The sequence below is a fragment of the Actinomycetospora flava genome (assembly GCF_037400335.1).
In the GTDB taxonomy this organism is placed as follows: Bacteria; Actinomycetota; Actinomycetes; order Mycobacteriales; family Pseudonocardiaceae; genus Actinomycetospora; species Actinomycetospora flava.
The window spans coordinates 64278-81341 of sequence record NZ_JBBEGM010000019.1; the positions used below are offsets into that span (position 1 = coordinate 64278).

Annotated in this window: 17 protein-coding genes and 1 pseudogene; 12 read left to right on the forward strand and 6 right to left on the reverse strand. The window is 75.2% G+C overall.

From position 1 onward, the window contains the following. Positions 1-1547, forward strand: a pseudogene (locus WCD58_RS30785) (ABC-F family ATP-binding cassette domain-containing protein). Between the two features lie 6 nt (positions 1548-1553). Here the strand turns inward: WCD58_RS30785 and WCD58_RS30790 are convergent. Both WCD58_RS30790 and WCD58_RS30795 read right to left on the reverse strand, forming a co-directional pair. After that, positions 1554-1769: a hypothetical protein gene (locus WCD58_RS30790; protein ID WP_337706952.1), complete on the reverse strand. Its 216-nt coding sequence runs from the start codon at positions 1767-1769 to the stop codon at positions 1554-1556. Positions 1770-1812: 43 nt separating this feature from the next. Next, on the reverse strand, positions 1813-2280 hold the full coding sequence (locus WCD58_RS30795; protein ID WP_337706953.1) for a cupin domain-containing protein: 468 nt from the start codon (positions 2278-2280) through the stop codon (positions 1813-1815). A 29-nt stretch (positions 2281-2309) separates the two neighbouring features. Here WCD58_RS30795 and WCD58_RS30800 point away from each other — a divergent pair, with 29 nt between their 5' ends. The 10 genes from WCD58_RS30800 to WCD58_RS30845 all read left to right on the forward strand — a co-directional run bounded on the left by WCD58_RS30800 (position 2310) and on the right by WCD58_RS30845 (position 13071). Beyond that, positions 2310-2774, forward strand: a complete 465-nt coding sequence (locus WCD58_RS30800; protein WP_337706954.1) for a MarR family winged helix-turn-helix transcriptional regulator — start codon at positions 2310-2312, stop codon at positions 2772-2774. A 50-nt stretch (positions 2775-2824) separates the two neighbouring features. Continuing rightward, on the forward strand, positions 2825-3169 hold the full coding sequence (gene fdxA / locus WCD58_RS30805; protein WP_337706955.1) for a ferredoxin: 345 nt from the start codon (positions 2825-2827) through the stop codon (positions 3167-3169). Positions 3170-3202: 33 nt separating this feature from the next. Continuing rightward, positions 3203-4789 carry a Na+/H+ antiporter gene (locus WCD58_RS30810; RefSeq protein ID WP_337706956.1) on the forward strand — a complete coding sequence of 529 codons (1587 nt, stop codon included), beginning with the start codon at positions 3203-3205 and terminating at the stop codon, positions 4787-4789. Positions 4790-4808: 19 nt separating this feature from the next. Then, positions 4809-5747: an NAD(+)/NADH kinase gene (locus WCD58_RS30815; RefSeq protein WP_337706957.1), complete on the forward strand. Its 939-nt coding sequence runs from the start codon at positions 4809-4811 to the stop codon at positions 5745-5747. A gap of 196 nt (positions 5748-5943) precedes the next feature. After that, a complete protein-coding gene (locus WCD58_RS30820; RefSeq protein ID WP_337706958.1) occupies positions 5944-6675 on the forward strand; it encodes a GOLPH3/VPS74 family protein in 732 nt (243 codons plus the stop codon). Positions 6676-6689: 14 nt separating this feature from the next. Then, positions 6690-7070, forward strand: coding sequence for a GYD domain-containing protein (locus WCD58_RS30825; protein WP_337706959.1), 381 nt, complete (start codon positions 6690-6692; stop codon positions 7068-7070). A gap of 197 nt (positions 7071-7267) precedes the next feature. Further along, positions 7268-9472, forward strand: coding sequence for an RNA polymerase recycling motor ATPase HelR (helR, locus tag WCD58_RS30830; RefSeq protein ID WP_337706960.1), 2205 nt, complete (start codon positions 7268-7270; stop codon positions 9470-9472). After that, the gene (locus WCD58_RS30835; protein ID WP_337706961.1) at positions 9469-10356 is read left to right on the forward strand and encodes an MBL fold metallo-hydrolase; all 888 of its coding nucleotides are present in this window, start codon (positions 9469-9471) and stop codon (positions 10354-10356) included. Before helR ends, WCD58_RS30835 begins: the two co-directional genes overlap by 4 nt. A gap of 75 nt (positions 10357-10431) precedes the next feature. After that, positions 10432-12393: a SpoIIE family protein phosphatase gene (locus WCD58_RS30840; RefSeq protein ID WP_337706962.1), complete on the forward strand. Its 1962-nt coding sequence runs from the start codon at positions 10432-10434 to the stop codon at positions 12391-12393. Positions 12394-12528: 135 nt separating this feature from the next. Then, positions 12529-13071, forward strand: a complete 543-nt coding sequence (locus tag WCD58_RS30845; RefSeq protein ID WP_337706963.1) for a hypothetical protein — start codon at positions 12529-12531, stop codon at positions 13069-13071. Here WCD58_RS30845 and WCD58_RS30850 read toward each other — a convergent pair. Next, entirely contained in the window at positions 13028-13222 is a 195-nt protein-coding gene (locus WCD58_RS30850; RefSeq protein WP_337706964.1) for a helix-turn-helix domain-containing protein, read from the reverse strand. The genes WCD58_RS30845 and WCD58_RS30850 overlap by 44 nt on opposite strands. Positions 13223-13297: 75 nt before the next feature. Between WCD58_RS30850 and WCD58_RS30855 the strand changes: the two genes are divergently transcribed. Then, positions 13298-14131, forward strand: coding sequence for an enoyl-CoA hydratase-related protein (locus WCD58_RS30855; RefSeq protein ID WP_337706965.1), 834 nt, complete (start codon positions 13298-13300; stop codon positions 14129-14131). Here the strand turns inward: WCD58_RS30855 and WCD58_RS30860 are convergent. From WCD58_RS30860 to WCD58_RS30870, 3 genes are read right to left on the reverse strand one after another with little or no spacing between them, the layout of a single operon-like run. Beyond that, on the reverse strand, positions 14128-15291 hold the full coding sequence (locus WCD58_RS30860; protein ID WP_337706966.1) for an acetyl-CoA hydrolase/transferase family protein: 1164 nt from the start codon (positions 15289-15291) through the stop codon (positions 14128-14130). The two genes, WCD58_RS30855 and WCD58_RS30860, sit on opposite strands and share 4 nt — an antisense overlap. Beyond that, positions 15288-16454, reverse strand: a complete 1167-nt coding sequence (locus tag WCD58_RS30865; protein ID WP_337706967.1) for an acyl-CoA dehydrogenase family protein — start codon at positions 16452-16454, stop codon at positions 15288-15290. The genes WCD58_RS30860 and WCD58_RS30865 overlap by 4 nt, the downstream gene beginning before the upstream one ends. 10 nt (positions 16455-16464) lie before the next feature. Further along, positions 16465-17034, reverse strand: coding sequence for a hypothetical protein (locus tag WCD58_RS30870; protein WP_337706968.1), 570 nt, complete (start codon positions 17032-17034; stop codon positions 16465-16467). Positions 17035-17064 lie beyond the last annotated feature (30 nt).

The following is a 17064-nucleotide window of genomic DNA, read 5'->3' on the forward strand; positions in this document are numbered from 1 at the left end:
CTGCCCGCCGCCGACATCGGCACCGCCCACCTCCGCGCCGAAGGCGTCGGCGTCACCCGCGGCGCCCGCCGCGTGCTGAACGACGTCACCGTCACCGTCTCCCACCGCTCGCGCCTCGCGATCGTCGGCGAGAACGGCCGCGGCAAGTCCACCCTGCTGCACGTCCTCGCCGGCCTCCTCGTGCCCGACGAGGGGCGGGTCACCCGCACCGGCACGATCGGCTCGCCCGCCAGGAGCTCACCGCCACGCCGGGCGCCACGGTCGGCACCCTGACCACCGCGGCCCTGCACGCCGCGGTCACCGCCCTCACCGCCCTGGACGCGGCCACCGCCGAGCTGGTCGACGGAACGGACGGCGCCGACGACCGGTACGCGACCGCGCTCGACGCCGCGACCCGCCTCGACGCGTGGGACGCCGAGCGGCGCGTCGACGTCGCGCTCGAGGCCCTGGGCGCCTGCACCGACCGCGAGCGCGCGCTCGACACCCTCTCCGTCGGCCAGCGCTACCGCGTGCGGCTGGCCTGCCTGCTCGGCGCCCACCACGACCTGCTGCTGCTCGACGAGCCCACCAACCACCTCGACGCCGACGGGCTCGCGTTCCTGACCCGCACCCTGCGGGAGCACGCGGGCGGGCTCGCGGTCGTCAGCCACGATCGCGCGCTGCTCGGTGACGTCGCCGACCGGTTCCTCGACCTCGACCCCAGCCGCGACGACCGCGCCACGCTGTACGCCGGCGGGTACGCGGCCTGGCAGGACGCGCGGCGCCGTGACCGCGAGCGCTGGGCGCAGGACCACGGTGAGCAGCAGGACGAGCGGCGCCGGCTCACCGAGGCGGTCGCCCAGGCCCGCGACCGCCTCTCCACCGGCTGGCGCCCGGACAAGGGCACCGGCCGCCACCAGCGCCAGTCCCGCGCGCCCAGCGTGGTCCAGGCGCTGCACCGCCAGCAGGACGCCCTCGCGGCGCACGAGGTCACCGTCCCGCCCCCGCCCCTGACCCTGCGCTGGCCCGCGCTCGGCGCCCGCCGGGGCACGCGGCTGCTGCGTGCCGACGGCGTCACCGTCACCGGCCGTCTCGCCGAGCCCGTGTCACTAACCCTGGACGCCGGCGACCGGCTGGTGGTCACCGGCGGGAACGGGGCGGGGAAGTCGACGCTGCTGGCCGTCCTCGCCGGACAGCTCGCGCCGACCACGGGCCACATGACCCGCAGCCCGCGGATCGCGCTGCTGACCCAGGAGGTGCCGGCGTGGGTCGGGACCGCGGACACGCGCGGCATCGGCGCCCTCGGACTGCTCGACCGCGAGGCGATGCGCACCCCGGTCGACCGCATGTCCGAGGGCCAGCACCGGCGCCGGCACCTCGCCCTGGTCCTGGCGACGGAGCCCGACCTCGTCCTGCTCGACGAGCCGACCAACCACCTGTCGGCGACCCTCGTCGACGAGCTCACCGCGGCCCTGCGCGAGACGGGCGCCGCCGTCGTCGTCGCCACCCACGACCGGCAGATGCTGCGCGACCTCGACGACTGGCCGCGGCGGCACCTGCGCCCGTGAGCGCCGTCAGTGCTCCGGGTGCGGCGTCCGGAACGGCGGTGCCGGGCGGTCGCGCAGCTCGTCGGACAGCGTGTCCCCACCCGGCTCCGTCTCGGGGAACACGTCCGGCTCGTGGTGCTCGCCGAAGCCCGGGGCCTCGTGCGGAGCACCTGCACCGGGGTCGGCGGCGGCGATCTCGTCGGGATGCACGTGGCCGGGGACGTGGAACGGCTCGTCGGTCATACCTGACCCTGGCGCACCCGGGCGAACGGCAGGTGAACCCGGGTCACGTCGTGACCGGCACCGGCCCCAGCATCTCGATGCCGTGCCGCTGCGCGATCGCCAGCACGTCCTCCATGCGCGGCTCGCCGCCGGCCGCGAGCGCGTGCGCCTCCCGCGTGAACGCCTCCATCGGCCCTGCCGGCGCGTGCACCCCGAACGCGACCGCGTCGGCGTCGGACTCGTTGCGGATCGTGTGGGGCGTGCCCCCGGCCATCGGCACCACGTCGCCGGGCCCGCCCACGACGCGCCGCACCGGGTCGCCCACGTAGAACGTGAGCTCGCCCGAGATCACCGAGTAGATCTCGCTGGGCGCGTGCCGGTGCATCACCGGCGGCCCGCCGCCCGGTGGCATCCGGAGCTGGACGGCGAGCAGCGCGCCGCCCGTCTGCTCCGCGCTCATCAGCACGACGATCTCGTCGGTGCCGAGCCGCAGGCACTCGCAGGTGGCGATGTCGACAGGTAGCTTGTCCATGTTGGCCAGTTAGACAGGAGGCTTGTCCAATGTCAAGGCCCCGGCCGGTCACCGACGGGCGCGAGCGCCCCGTCAACCTCGCCGTCCTGATGCGCGACGGGTTCAAGGCGCTCAACGACCGCGTCCTCGTGCGCCTCGCCGAGGAGGGTCACGCCGCGGTGCGGCCGGCGCACAGCGCGGTGTTCGAGTTCCTCGACGAGGACGGGACGACGGTCAGCACGCTCGCCGAGCGCGCCCAGATGACCAAGCAGGGCATGGCGGAGCTGGTGCGCCACCTCGAGGACCACGGCTACGTCGCGCGGGAACCGGACCCGGACGACCGCCGCGCCAAGCTCGTGCTGCTCACCCCGGCCGGGCGCGAGGTCGTCGGCATCGCCCAGGCGCTCGTGCCCGAGCTCGAGGCGCAGGTCGCCGCACTCGTCGGCGCCGAGCGGATGCGCGCCCTCCACGACGACCTCGCGAGGATCGCCCAGCTCGGCGCGACCGACCCGTGACGTTCTACAGTATTGCCACGTAGCGAGTTGAGTTTGTAGATTCTCGGGTCATGCCGTTCGTCATCGCCGACCCCTGCATCGACGTCACCGACAAGTCGTGCATGGAGGAGTGCCCCGTCGACTGCATCTACGAGGGCGCGCGCAAGCTCTACATCAACCCGTTCGAATGCATCGACTGCGGCGCCTGCGAGCCCGCGTGCCCGGTCGAGGCGATCACCGAGGACCGCCACGTCGCCGAGGGCAGCGAGGCCTTCGTCGACGACAGCGCCGCGTTCTTCACGATCGTCCTGCCGGGCCGCGACAGCGCGCTCGGCGAGTACCCCGGCGGCGCCCAGGGCGTCGGCGCGGTCCCGGCCGACACCGAGATGGTCACGAACTTCGCGCGTCAGGAGTGACGTCCGACGTCCCACCGGACGAAGCTGGGCGCCATGTACGACCCCACGGGTCTGACCGTCCTCGTCCTGTTCGGCGTCGTCATCCTCGTGCTCTCGATCCTCGCGCGGCGCACCGGAGCCAACGCGCCCGTCCTCCTGACGCTCGGCGGGGTCGCGCTCGCGTTCATCCCGGTCACCGCGGACCTGCGCGTCCCGCCCGAGCTCGTCGTGCTGCTCTTCCTGCCGGCGCTGCTGTACTGGGAGTCGCTGACGACCTCGCTGCAGGAGATCCGCCAGGACCTGCGCACGCTCGTGCTGTCGTCGGTGTTCCTGGTGCTGGCGACCGCGGGTGCCGTCGCCGTCACCGCGCACCACGTGCTGGGGATCGGCTGGCCGATCGCCTTCGTGCTCGGCGCGATCGTCGCGCCCACCGACGCCACGGCCGTCTCCGCCGTCGCCCGCTCCCTGCCGAGGCGCGAGCTGACGATGCTGCGCGCCGAGAGCCTCGTGAACGACGGGACGGCGCTCGTGCTCTTCGGCGTCGCGCTCGCCGTGGCCCTCGGCGAGCAGGAGTTCTCGCCGCTCGGCGCGCTCGGCGACTTCGCCCTGTCCTACGTCGGCGGCACGCTGATCGGCCTCGCCGTCGCGTGGCTCGCGGTCCTCGCCCGCCGCGCGGCCCGCGACCCGATGCTCGAGAACGTGGTCAGCGTCCTCACCCCGTTCGTCGCGTTCCTGCTCGCCGAGGAGATCCACGCGTCCGGGGTGCTCGCGGTCGTGGTGTGCGGCCTCGCGATCGGCCGGGTCGGACCGCGCCTGATCAGCGCCCGCACCCGCGTGCAGGCCCACGCCTTCTGGCGGATCACCACGTTCCTGCTCAACGCCGCACTCTTCGTGCTCGTCGGCGTCCAGCTCCCCCGGGCCCTCGCCGACGTGTCGTCGCGGTCGGTCGGCGCGGCGATCGGGGCCGCCCTGCTCATCGCCGCCGTCGTCGTCGTCACCCGCCTGGCCTGGTACTACACGATCCCCTACCTCATCCGGCTCGTGGACCGCCGCGCCGCGCAGCGCGCCAGGCGCATCAGCGCGCGCGGCCGCCTGCCCCTCGGATGGTGCGGCTTCCGCGGCGCGGTGTCGCTCGCCATCGCGCTCGCCGTCCCGCTCACGACCACGACCGGCGCGCCGTTGCCCGAGCGCGACCTGCTCATCGTCGTCGCCTTCGGCGTCATCCTCGTGACCCTCGTCGGGCAGGGGCTGACGCTGCCGTGGGTGATCCGCTTCGCCCGCTACGCGCCCGACACCGCGGTCGACGAGGAGATCCTGCTCGCCCGGCGCCGGACCCTCGAGGCCGCCCTCGACGCCCTGGACCGCGTGGCCACCGAGCACGCGGCCTCCGAGGACGTCGTCCGCCGGCTGCGCACCGAGCACGAGCGCCGCCGCCACCTGCTCGACCCGCCCGACGAGGACCCCGACGAGGCCGACCACGACGCCGAGAAGTCGCTGCGGATGGCCCTGCTCGAGGAGCGGCGGGCCCGGCTGCTGCGGCTGCGCGACGAGGCCGAGATCGACGACGCCGTGCTCATGGTCGTCCAGGCGGAGCTCGACAACGAGGAGATGGGCCTGCGCGGAGCGCCGGGTCCCGAGTGACTCGGGCACGATCGAGGTCATGAACGCGTCCCGCCTGGCGACCGTCGGCGTCGTCGTCCACCCGACGAAGACGGTCGGCGACTCGCTCGCGACGCTGCGGCACTGGGCTGCGGGGCACGCCGTCGAGGTCGTCGCCCGCGAGGCCGAGGCCGCGCGGGTGCCCGGCGACGTGACGGTGCTCGGCGAGGACGACTTCCTCGCCCGCGTCGACGCGGTCGTCAGCCTGGGCGGCGACGGCACCATGCTCGGCGCGATGCGCCTGACGGTCGGGCGCCCGGTGCCCGTGCTCGGCGTCAACCACGGCAACGTCGGCTTCCTCGTCGAGGTCAGCCCGGCGGAGCTCGGCGGCGCCCTCGACCGGCTCGCCGAGCACCGGTTCGTCGTCGAGCCCCACAGCGGCATCGAGTTCGAGCACGACGGCACGACCGTGATGGCGTTCAACGACGTCGTGATCGGCGCCGACGTCCCGGGCGGGTCCGTCGAGCTGGACCTCGAGGTCGAGGGCAACCGGTTCGGCTACTACCGCTGCGACGCCCTCGTGCTCGCCACGCCCACCGGCTCGACCGCCTACAACTACGCCGCCGGCGGCCCCGTGATCTCCCCCGCCGCCGACGTCCTCGCGCTCACGCCCGTGGCGCCGATGTCGGGCATCAGCCACCCGATCGTCCTGCCGGCCGGCGACACCGTCCGGCTGCGCCAGGCCCGCGCCGAGGACCACGCGCTCGCGCGGGTCGACGGGGTGGCCACGACGCCGTACCCGCCCGGGTCGGTCGCGACCGCGCGGCTGCGCCCGGACGCGGCCCAGGTCGTGCGCATCGACCCGGACCGCCACGCCGCGCGCAGCCGCATCAAGCTCAGCCTGCTCGACCTCCCGCTGCGCCGCGAGCAGCTCGCCGAGCTGCTGCCCTCCGACGTGCGGGAGGACCTCCAGAACCTGCGCGGTCGCAAGGTCTTCTAGGGCTGCCCCACGCCGGGGAGGACCGGTGGACCTGCGGCCGGTTCGACCACTCCCGGACGGTGTCGAACGCGGAGAACGGTCCCGGGGTCGTCGGCACCGACGGAACCCCGGCCGTCACGACACACTCAAGGCCGCTCGCAGGGTGATCCGGGACACGGTTGACCCTGCCGCGGCGGCACGGTGTCGGCTCGTCGCCGTGACCCTGCCCCAGCAGCTGCTCCGGCTCTCGTACGACACCGCGAAGGGACGCCTCGACGTCGCCAGCGGGCTCGTCCGGGGTCCGCTCCTGCGCGCCGCCGCGGCCGCCGAGCTGACCCTCGGCGGCCGGCTGCACACGGCCGGCGGGCGGGTCGAACGGACGCCGGGCGCCACCGGTCCCGACGACCCCTTCCTCGCCGACGTCCTCGCCGCCGTGCCGCCGGAGCGGCCCCGGAACTGGTTCCGTGTGATCGACGAGGGCTTCGAGCGGGCCGAGGACGCGGTGCTCGCGCCGGGCGGGGCGGTCCGGACCGTGCGGCGCCGGCGGTGGGGCGTCGTCCCCGGGCGGGGGATCGTCGCCGACCCCGCGGCGGTGCACACCCTGCGGGAGCGGGTGCGCGACGCGGTCCTGGGCGGGCACGACCCGGACCGGGTCCCGATCGCCGACGCCGTGCTCGCCCTGCTCGCCGCCGATGGCCATGTCGCCGTCACCTTCGGCGTCCGCGAGCAGCAGCGGCACCGCGACGCGTTCCGGGCGGTCGCCGGCCGCGTCGAGTCGCGGCTGCCCGGCTTCCGGGAGGGCACGCTCTTCGCCGTCGCCGCCCGCCGCGCCGCGGCCGCCGAGCTGCGGCCGAGAGCGCGGCGGACGTCCCCGCTCCGTGACAGCAGTGCAACGACACTGCGTCCCCAGGCCACCCGGGTGGAGCAGTACGCCCCTCGATTCTGCTGAGACAGTGACGTCCCGTGACGTCCCGTGACGTCCACGGGACGACACCGCACTGGGGGTGGACCATGCCCAAGTACGCCGCGTTCTTCACCTACACCGAGGAGAGCTGGGCGAAGATGATCGCGAACCCGACCGACAGGGAGGCGGCCATCCGGGCCAGCGCCCAGGCGGTCGGCGCCGACGTCGAGTGCGTCTACTACATGCTCGGCGGGACCGACGGGTTCGTCATCTTCGATGCACCCGACACGACCACGATCGCGGCGATCTCGGTGGCCGTGTCCAGCTCCGGGGCCGCGCGCAGCGTCGGGACCCACGAGCTCATCGCCCCGTCGGACATGCCGGCCGTGCTCGCCAAGGCCGCCGAGGTCCAGGGCAGCTACCGCACGCCGGGGAGCTGACACCGACACCGACCGTGCCGCCGTCGGCCACAACAGCGCCCGCGGGGTCTTCGGCTCGGGCCCCCGTGACCGGCCCGTTCGAGGGCGATCGGACCCGGCACGCTTCTTCCGCCGTATCCAACGTATAGCGGGTGGGGGGACTTGCCGCAAGACCCGGGTCGTTCCGCACAATTCTGCGGTCTCGACCGAGGAGGCCTGTGTCGGATCAGGGGTACGACGAGGAATTGCAGGACGAGCGCCGCTACGTGGCCGGGCTCTACGCGCGTCTCGACGCGCTGCGCGCGCAGGCGCGGGAGGCCCACCGCACGGCGATGCGGGGTGAGGGCGAGCGGCCGATGGACCGGGACGTCAAGGTCCGGGCCACGGCGGCGCAGGTGAGACGGCTGGACGTCGCCGACAACGGGCTGTGCTTCGGGCGGCTCGACAGCCTCGACGGCGAGCACACGCACATCGGACGTCTCGGCATTCTCGACGAGGAGAACGACTTCGCGCCATTGCTGATGGATTGGCGCGCCCCGGCGGCACGCCCGTTCTACACCGCCACCGGCGCGAATCCGGAGAACATGCGCCGGCGTCGACAGTTCCACACCCGCGGGCGCCGGGTGGACGGTTTCACCGACGAGGTGCTGGGCCGCCCGGGAGAGGACGGCGGCAACGACGCCGACGCGGCGCTCCTGGCCGCGGTGAACGCGCCGCGCGGCGAGGGCATGCGCGACATCGTCGCCACGATCCAGGCCGAGCAGGACGAGATCATCCGCCTCGAGCACCCGGGCGTGACCGTCATCGAGGGCGGCCCGGGCACGGGGAAGACGGTGGTCGCGCTGCACCGCGTCGCCTACCTGCTCTACACGCAGCGCGAGCGCATCGAGCGCCACGGCGTGCTCGTGGTCGGGCCGAACCCGGCGTTCCTCGACCACATCGGCCAGGTGCTGCCGTCGCTGGGCGAGTCGGACGTCGTGTTCATGACCCCCGGCGACCTCGTCCCCGGCCGGCACGTCACCGCCGAGGACGGGCCCGAGGCGGCGCGGCACAAGGGGTCGCTCGCGGTCCTCGACGTGCTCGCCGCGGCGATCGCCGACCGCCAGGGGGTGCCCGAGGAGCCGCTGCCGATCGAGCTCCAGGACCTCACGGTGCGGATCGACGCCCCCACGGCGGAGTGGGCCCGCGAGGAGGCCCGGGCGACCGGGCTGCCGCACAACGAGGCGCGCGCGACGTTCCGCGAGATCGTCGTCTACGTCCTCACCGAGCGCGCGATCGGCCGCATCGCGAAGGGCTGGCTGACCCGCGCCGACACGGCCGCGTGGGAGCAGATGCGCACCGAGCTCGTCGACGAGCTCGCGGAGCACGAGGGTTTCGCCGCCGCGCTCGAGCTGCTCTGGCCGATCCTGACCCCCGAGGACCTGCTGGCACCGCTCTACGAGTCCCCCGAGCGGCTGCGCGCGGCCGGCGCCGACCCGTCGCTGTGGCGGGCCGACGGCACCGCCTGGACGGTGTCGGACGTACCGCTGCTCGACGAGCTCGTCGACCTGCTCGGGCGCGACGCGACCGCGGTGAAGGCCGAGAACCGCGCCGTCGCGGCCGAGCAGGCCGCCGAGGCCGAGTACGCCGCGGGCGTCATGGAGATCCTGACCCTCGACACCGAGGAGCTCGACGAGGACCTCGGGGTGCGGGTCCGCGACCTCACGCACGCCGGGGTGCTCGCCGACCGGTTCGTCGAGACCGACACCCGCGAGCTCGCCGAGCGCGCCGCCGCCGACCGCGACTGGACCTACCGGCACGTCGTCGTCGACGAGGCCCAGGAGCTGTCGGCGATGGACTGGCGGGTGCTGATGCGCCGCTGCCCGGCGCGCGCCTTCACCGTCGTCGGCGACCTCGCCCAGCGCCGCTCCCCCGCCGGCGCGACGTCGTGGGGCGCGATGCTCGACCGCTACGTCGCCGACCGCTGGGTGTACCGCTCGCTGACCGTCAACTACCGCACACCCGCGGAGATCATGGCCGTCGCCGCCGACCTGCTCGCGGAGTTCGCGCCCGGCGTCGAGCCGCCGGAGTCGGTGCGCGCGAGCGGCGTCGCGCCGTGGTCGCGGGAGGTGTCCGGGGACGAGCTGGCGGCGGCGATCGGGGAGTTCGAGCGTGACGAGTCGGGACGGGAAGGGACGAGCGTGGTCATCGGGCCCGCCCACGTGCCCGGTGCCGTGGTGCCGTCGGACACCAAGGGCCTGGAGTTCGACGCCGTGCTGGTCGTCGAGCCGGAGCGGATCCTCGCCGAGGGGCCGCAGGGTGCCGCCGACCTCTACGTCGCCCTGACCCGCGCCACCCAGCGCCTCGGCGTCCTGCACCGGGAGCCGCTGCCCGCGGCGCTGCGCGGGCTCACCGAGGTCGCCGCTGCCAGGGTGGGCGGGTGAGCACTCTCGACTGGTACGGCTGCGCGACGTTCCGCCTGCGCACCGCCGAGGGCCTGACCGTCTGGCTCGACGCCTACCTGGACCGCGTCCCGGACGCCGCGCAGAGCGGGGTCGGGGTCGACGACGTCGAGGCCGCCGACTGGATCCTCGTCGGGCACAGCCATTTCGACCACCTCTGGGGCGCCGAGCGCATCGCCGTGCGGACGGGCGCGACGGTCGTCGGCTCGTACGAATCGGTGCGCGTGCTCGCCGCGGCCGGGGTGCCCGAGGAGCAGCTGCTCGCCGTGGCCGGCGGGGAGCGGGTCGCCCTGGACGACACCACGTCGGTGCGCGTGCTGCCGAGCCTGCACTCGTGCGTGTGGTCGTCGCAGCCGATGCCGCCCGCCGACGAGGTGTGCCTCGGCGAGACGGGCCTGACGCTGCAGGAGCGCACCGAGCGGATGCGCGCGCTGTGGGCGGGCTTCGGCGCGATGGGTGACGACGTGCGGGCGCACATGGAGGCCGCCGCCCAGGGCGAACGGGGCGACGGCGGCGCGCTCGTCTTCGTCGTCGAGACCGCGGAGGGCAGCCTGCTGTTCCAGGACAGCATCGGGTGCTGGAGCGGGGTGCTCGGGCACGAGTCCCCCGACGTCGCGATCCTCGCCGTCGCCGGCCGCGGCAACCGCGACGGCGAGCCGGTGCAGGGCACGACCGCGGACTTCGTCGCCGAGCAGGCCGCGGCCCTCGGCGCGCGCACGGTCGTGCCGTGCCACCACGACGACTGGCTGCCCGGCTTCTCGCGGGCGATCGACACGGCGCCTGTCCGGGCCGCGATCGAGCGCACGGCACCGGGCACGACGCTCGTCGACCTGGGCTACGCCTCGGGGTTCGAGCTGTTCCGGTAACCCGGCCACGGGCTCCAGCGGCCCGTCCGACGCTTCGGACGTGTGAGATCCGCTCCCACCGGTGATGGTGGGGGCATGGCCGCAGACGGGCCCGTCGAGCAGCCGGCGGGCATCCCCACGGACGTCGTCGCCGCCTTCGAGGACATCCCGGCGGTGCTCTGGGCGTTCGAGGGCCCCGAGCACCGCGTCGTCGCCGCCAACCGCGCCGCCCGCGCGAGCATGGGGTTCCGCCCGGGCATCGTCGGGCGGCCCATCCGGGAGGTGGCGCCGGAGCTCGAGGGCCAGCAGGTGTTCGAGACGCTCGACGAGGTCTGGGCCCGCGGCGAGCCGGTGCTCGGCGACGAGCGGCGCATCCTCGTCGACCGCGACGGCGACGGCCGCCTCGAGGAGGACTTCTACTCGTACACCTTCGTCCCCACCCGGCACGCCGACGGCTCGATGCGCGGGATGACGGTGCACATCGCCCGGGTCACCGACGAGGTGCTGCGCCGGCGCAAGGCCGAGACCTCGGCGGCGGAGTCGGAACGGCGGGCGCAGGCCGCGCAGGACGTCGTGCTCACCCTGCAGCGCTCGCTGCTGCCGGCCGGCCTGCCGGTGCTGCCGCGCGCCCGCCTCGCCGCCCGCTACGTCGTCGCCGGGCAGGAGCTCGCGGCCGGGGGCGACTGGTTCGACGCGGTGCCGCTGGCCGACGGCCGGCTGGCGGTGGTGGTCGGCGACGTCGTCGGGCACGGCGCGGCGGCGTCCGCGGCGATGGGGCGCCTGCGCGCCGTCGGTGCCAACGCGCTCGAGGCCGGCCGCGGCGTCACGGGGACCCTCGCCGAGCTGGACCGCTTCGCGGCCCGCGAGCGGGCGACCCGCGCGGCCACCGTCTGCGTCGCGGTGCTCGACCCGCGCACCGGCGAGCTCGAGGTCGCCGGCGCCGCCCACCCCCCGCCGTTCGTCGTCACCGCGGACGGCACGGCCCGCTGGATCGCGCTCGGGCCCGGCGCGCCGCTGGGCACCGGCCGACCCGTGGCGCCGCCGGCCGTCGACCGGCTCGAGCCCGGCGACGTGCTCGTCCTGTACACCGACGGGCTCGTCGAACGGCCCGGGCACACGCTCGCCGAGGGTCTGGAGGCGCTCGCGCGCACCGCCGTCGCGGCCGGTCACGAGCACGTCGACGACGACACGACGCTTCCCACCGCGCAGGTCGACCGGATCGCCGCGCTCACCGTCGAGCGGATGGGCTGGACGGGCGGTGGGCACGCCGACGACGCGACCCTGCTCGCCGTGCAGCGCACCGCCGCGCCGCCGGCGCCGTTCGCGCTCGAGATCCCCACCGACCCGCGCGGCCTGCGCACCCTGCGGCGCGCGCTCGACGCCTGGCTCGAGGCGGCCGGGGTCGGCGAGGACGACGTGGTCGCGCTGGTCCACGCCGCCGGGGAGGCCGCGACCAACGCACTCGAGCACGCCTATCCCGAGCCGCCCGCGGACGGCGTCGGTGCCCGCGTCACCGCCGGGCTCGACGACGGCGGGCGCGTGACGATCACGGTCGCCGACACCGGGACCTGGCGCCCCGCCGCCGACGACCCGGGCGGCCGCGGGCGGGGGCTGATGATGATGCGCGGCCTCGTGGACCACGTCGACGTCGCCACCGGCCCCGGCGGCACCACCGTGACGCTGGGGGCGCCGCTGCGGCGCGACGTCCTCGTCGGTTCCTACGGGGACGAGGTCGCCGCCCCCGGGCGCGGCGCCGGCGACGAGCTGACCACCGCGCTGGGCGACGGGGAGGTCCTCGCCGTGAGCGGCCCGATCGACACGGGCACGGTCGAGCGGTTCCGTCACCACGTCCTCGAGGTCGCGCGCGGCGGGGCGCGCGGGCTGACCGTCGACCTGGACGGCGTCACGGTGTTCTCGAGCGCCGCCGTCCAGGCCGCGCACGAGCTGCGCCGCGACCTCCCCGGCCTGCGCCTGCGCGCCGCCGCCGGGAGCGTCGCCGGGCGCGTGCTCGCGCTCACGGGCCTCGAGGACCTGCTCGACGCGGCCGAGGAGTCCTGACCCGGGCCGGCACGGTCGACCGTCGGTCGCTGTCGGGGAAACGCTTCGATCATCGAAGCATGTCCACGAAAGTGAAGCCGCTCCCGCCGCAGGATCGTCGTGGCCACGCCCAGCCCCGCGCGGCATGCTGCGGCGATGGACGAGGTCGACGCCCGGCGGTGGACCGACGAGGAGCTCGCGCGCCTGACCGTCCGGGAGCGCGAGGAGCTCGTCCGGCGGCTCGTCGCGACGGGCATCACCCACCCCACCCTCCCGAGCGGGCGACGCCGGCGCCGCTTCCTGCTGCTCGCGGCGCTCGGGTCGCTCGTGCTCGTGCCGTGGATCGGCGTGCTCGCCGCGACGCTGCCCCACCGCTACGAGGCGCGGCACTGGACGCTGGCGTGGGTCGGGTTCGACGTGGCGCTGATGGCCGGGCTCGCCGTCACTGCCTGGATGGCGTGGCGCGCCCGGCCCGCGCTGGTCGTCCCCGCGCTGATCACCGCCACGCTGCTGGTGTGCGACGCGTGGTTCGACACCACCACCGCGCAGCGCTCCGACGTGCTGGTCAGCGCGCTGTCGGCACTGCTCCTGGAGCTGCCGATGGCCGCGGTGCTGGTCGGCGCCGTGGTGATCGTGCTGCGCTCGCTGGTGGTGCTCAGGTCGTCCGGGGACGGCTCCCGCCGCGCGGACGCAGGGTGACGCCGGCGTCGAGGAGCAGGCGACGCACGTGGCCGAAGCTGCGGCCGGTGTCCTCGGCGAGCCGCATCAGGCTCGCGCCCGCGGCGTAGCGCTCGACGACGTACCGCGCGAGCGCCGCCCGATCGTTCGACACCGTCTTCGACACTGGCATCTCCCCTCCGTCGGTTCGCGGCGGAACACTAGGCACGGGCGGACGTCGAGTTCGTGAACCGTCCAGGATTGAGACATGACCAGCCTGTGGCCCGAGCCCCCGCCACCCACCGAGGACGAGGTCGCCGCCCGCGTCCGGACCGAGCGCCGGGGTCACGACGGCCACGTGCTGGCCGTGACGATGACCCGCACGGACAAGCGCAACGCCATCGACCTGCCCATGACGACCGCCCTCGACCGCGCCCTCGGCACCCTCGACGACGACCCCGAGCTGCGCTGCGGCGTCCTGTCCGGCGGGCCGGACGTGTTCTGCGCGGGCACCGACATCGCCGTCGGCCCGGGCGCGCCGACGCCGCGGGGCGGCAACTACGGGGTCGTCGCCCGGCGGCGGACGACGCCGCTGGTCGCCGCGGTCGAGGGGATCGCGTTCGGCGGCGGCTTCGAGATCGTGCTCGCGTGCGACGTCGTCGTCGCCTCGCGCACCGCGCGCTTCGGGCTGCCTGAGGTCGGGCTCGGGCTCGTCGCCAACTGCGGGGCGCTGTTCCGGGGGCCGCGCGCGCTGCCGCCGACCGTGGCGCGCCAGATGCTGCTCACCGGCGACCCGATCTCCGCCGAGCGGGCGTACGAGCTCGGGCTGGTCAGCGAGCTGGTCGAGCCCGGGCAGGCCGGGGAGCGGGCCCTCGCGCTCGCCGACCGGGTCGCCGCGCGCTCCCCGGTCGCCGTGCGAGCCACGCTCGCCGCCCGACGCCGGGCTGCGCCACGCCGACACGCAGGGCTGGGCGGACACCGACGCCGCCGTCGCGACGGTCGTCGACAGCGAGGACCGCGCCGAGGGCGTGTCGGCGTTCTTCGCGAAGCGCGCACCGGTGTTCCCCGGGCGTTAGAGGGCGTCGCTAGAGGTCGCCGCTAGAGGTCGTCGCGGTGCTCGGGCGCGGCGATCGCCCGCAGCCGCCGCGCCCGCTCGCTCTCGGGACATCCGCGCAGGTGGGCGACGCCGTGCTCGGTGACGACGGCGTCGACGTCGCCGCGCGCCGTGGTCACCGGCCCGGTCAGGGCGCGCACGATCGTCGAGCGCGCGCCGGCGGTGGAGCGCAGCGCGATGACCGAGCGCGCGCCCGTCCGCGCGGCGGCCCCGGAGAAGTCGGCCTGGCCCCCGATCGCACCGAGGCGGCGGCCGCCGACCGACTCGGCGCCGACCTGCCCGGTGAGGTCGACCTCGAGCGCCGAGTTGATCGCGACCAGCCGGCGCAGCCGCGCGAGGACGCCGGGATCGTGGGTGTAGCTCGCGGGCCGGACCACCACGGGCAGGTCGGGCACGCGCGCGTAGAGGTCCGCGCCGCCGATCACCGTGCCGGTGACGAGCAGCCCGGCGTCGATCTCCTTGCGCGCGCCGGTGATCACGCCCTGCTCGACGAGGCGCCGCACGCCGTCGGTGAGCATGCCGGCGTGGAAGCCGAGGTCCCGGTGCCCGGCCAGGCCGGCGAGGATCGCGGTGGGCAGCGCGCCGACGCCGATCTGCACGGTGTCGCCGTCCTCGACGAGCGCGGCGACGTGCCCGGCGATCGCCGCGTCGACCGCGTCCGGGGTGCGGTCGGGCACCGGGACGAGCGGGCGGTCGGTCTCCACGGTCGCCGCGAACCGCTCCCTCGGGATGCCGGGCGTGCCCGTGGTGCGCGGCATCCGGTGGTTGACCTCGGCGAGCAGCACGCGGGTGTGGGGCACGGCGTCGGCGGCGTAGTCGGCGCCGATCCCCAGCGAGCAGCGGCCGTCGGCGTCGGGCGGCGCGACCTGCACGAGGCCGACGTCGGTGGGCAGCAGGCCCTCGGCGAACAGCCGCGGCAGCACCGAGTAGTGGGCGGGCACGACGTCGAGGTCCGGGGTGGCGCGCAGCTCCCCCAGCGCGCCGTACGAGGTCAGGGCGAGCCTGCGCACGCGCGGGTTCACCGTCAGCCCGCAGAAGGCGCGCACGGGCACACCGCTCTCCAGCAGCGCGTCCACCAGCGGCGTCGCCTCCGCGCCGGCCTGGCCCCACCAGACGCCGTCGCCGGGACGGACGTGCTCGGAGATCAATACGAGCGCTCCAGCCCGAGCACCGACTGCGCCAGGTAGTTCAGCGCCATGGCCTGCGGCAGCGGCGCGAGGCGCTGGAGCCGGGCCTCGCGGAAGTAGCGCTCGACGTGGAACTCCTCGGCGTAGCCGAAGCCGCCGTGGGTCTGCACCGCGGTGTCGGCGGCGAAGAACCCGGCCTCGGCGGCCACGAACTTGGCGGTGTTCGCCGCCTCGCCCGCCGGGTCGCCGCGGTCGACGGTCCACGCGGCCTCGGCGACGACGAGGGCGGCCGCGTGCAGGCGCGCGTGCGCCTCCGCGAGGGGGTGCGCGACCGCCTGGTTGGCGCCGATGCTGCGCCCGAACACGCGGCGCTCCTGCGCGTACACGACGGCCCGGCGCAGCGCCGCCCGGCCGGTGCCCAGCGCCTCGGCCGCGATGAGCACGCGCTCGGCGTTGAGGCCGTCGAGCAGGTAGCGGAACCCGCGACCCTCCTCGCCGACGAGGTCGTCGCCCGAGACCGCGAGCCCGTCGTAGGACACCTCGCAGGACGCGACGGCGTTGCGGCCCATCTTCGGGATCGGGATTATCGTCACCGCGGGGTCGCGCAGGTCGGCGAGCAGCAGGCTCAGGCCCTCGGTGCGCTTCGCGACCTCGGACGGCGGCGTCGTGCGCACCAGCAGGAGCACCTTCTCCGACTCGAGCGCCTTCGACGTCCAGACCTTGCGGCCGTGCACGCGGTACCCGTCCCCGTCACGGACGGCGCGCGTGGTGATCGCCGTCGTGTCGAGGCCCGCGTCCGGTTCGGTGACGCCGAAGGCGACGTGGAGGTCGCCGGTCGCGATCCGGGGCAGGTAGCGGGCGCGCATCTCCTCGCTGCCGTGCAGGACGACGGGGTGCATCCCGAAGATCGACATGTGGATCGCGCTGGCGCCGTTCATGCACGCGCCCGATGCGGCGACCTCCTCGAGCACGATCGCGGCCACCGCGATGCCCTGCCCGCCGCCCCCGTACCGCTCGGGGATGGCGACACCGACCCAGCCGCCCGCGGCCATGGCGTCGTAGAACGCCCACGGGAAGGTGTGCGTGCGCTCGCGCTCCGCCCAGTAGTCGTCGTCGAAGCGGGCGCAGAGGTCGCGGACGGCCTCGCGGACGAGGCGGTGGTCCTCGGACTCGGCGAAGTCCATGCCCCGATCTCTACACGTCGTCGGCCTTCTTCTGCAGCGCGCGCTCGACCGTCGTGCGGTCGCGGTGGTCGCGCTCGTGCTCGAGGGCGCGCTGCGCGGTGTCCGGGTCGAGGGTGCGGGCCTTCTTCGCCGCCGCGTCGGCCTTCATCTCGTCGAGGTGGGCGCCCTGGCGCTCCTTCTTGGCGGCGTCGGTGTTCGGGACGTCGCCCTCGCCCTGCCGGGAGGCCTCGCGCTTGCGCTTCCGCGTCTCCTCCTTCTCCTCGCCCGACATCTCCTCCCAGGCCTGCTTCGGCAGGTAGCGGTCGGTCTCGCCGTCGCCGCGTGCCTCGGTGGACCCGTCGGCGGTCTGCCACTGCTCGTCGGTCCACTGCTTCAGGCTCTGCTGGGCGTCGGTCGGCTCGTCCTCGTGCCGGTAGCCGCCGCCCTGCTTCTCGTACTCCTGGGTCAGCAGCTGGCTCTTGCGCGCCGACCACTTGCCCGGCGCCCCGCCCTTGTCGGACTGCTTGATCTCCTCCTTGAGCCGCTCGCGCAGCTCGGGGTGGGTGTAGTCCTGCGCGTAGTCCTGTGCGCCCTTGGCCATGGGGCCGGTTACCCACCGGCCCCGGCCCGC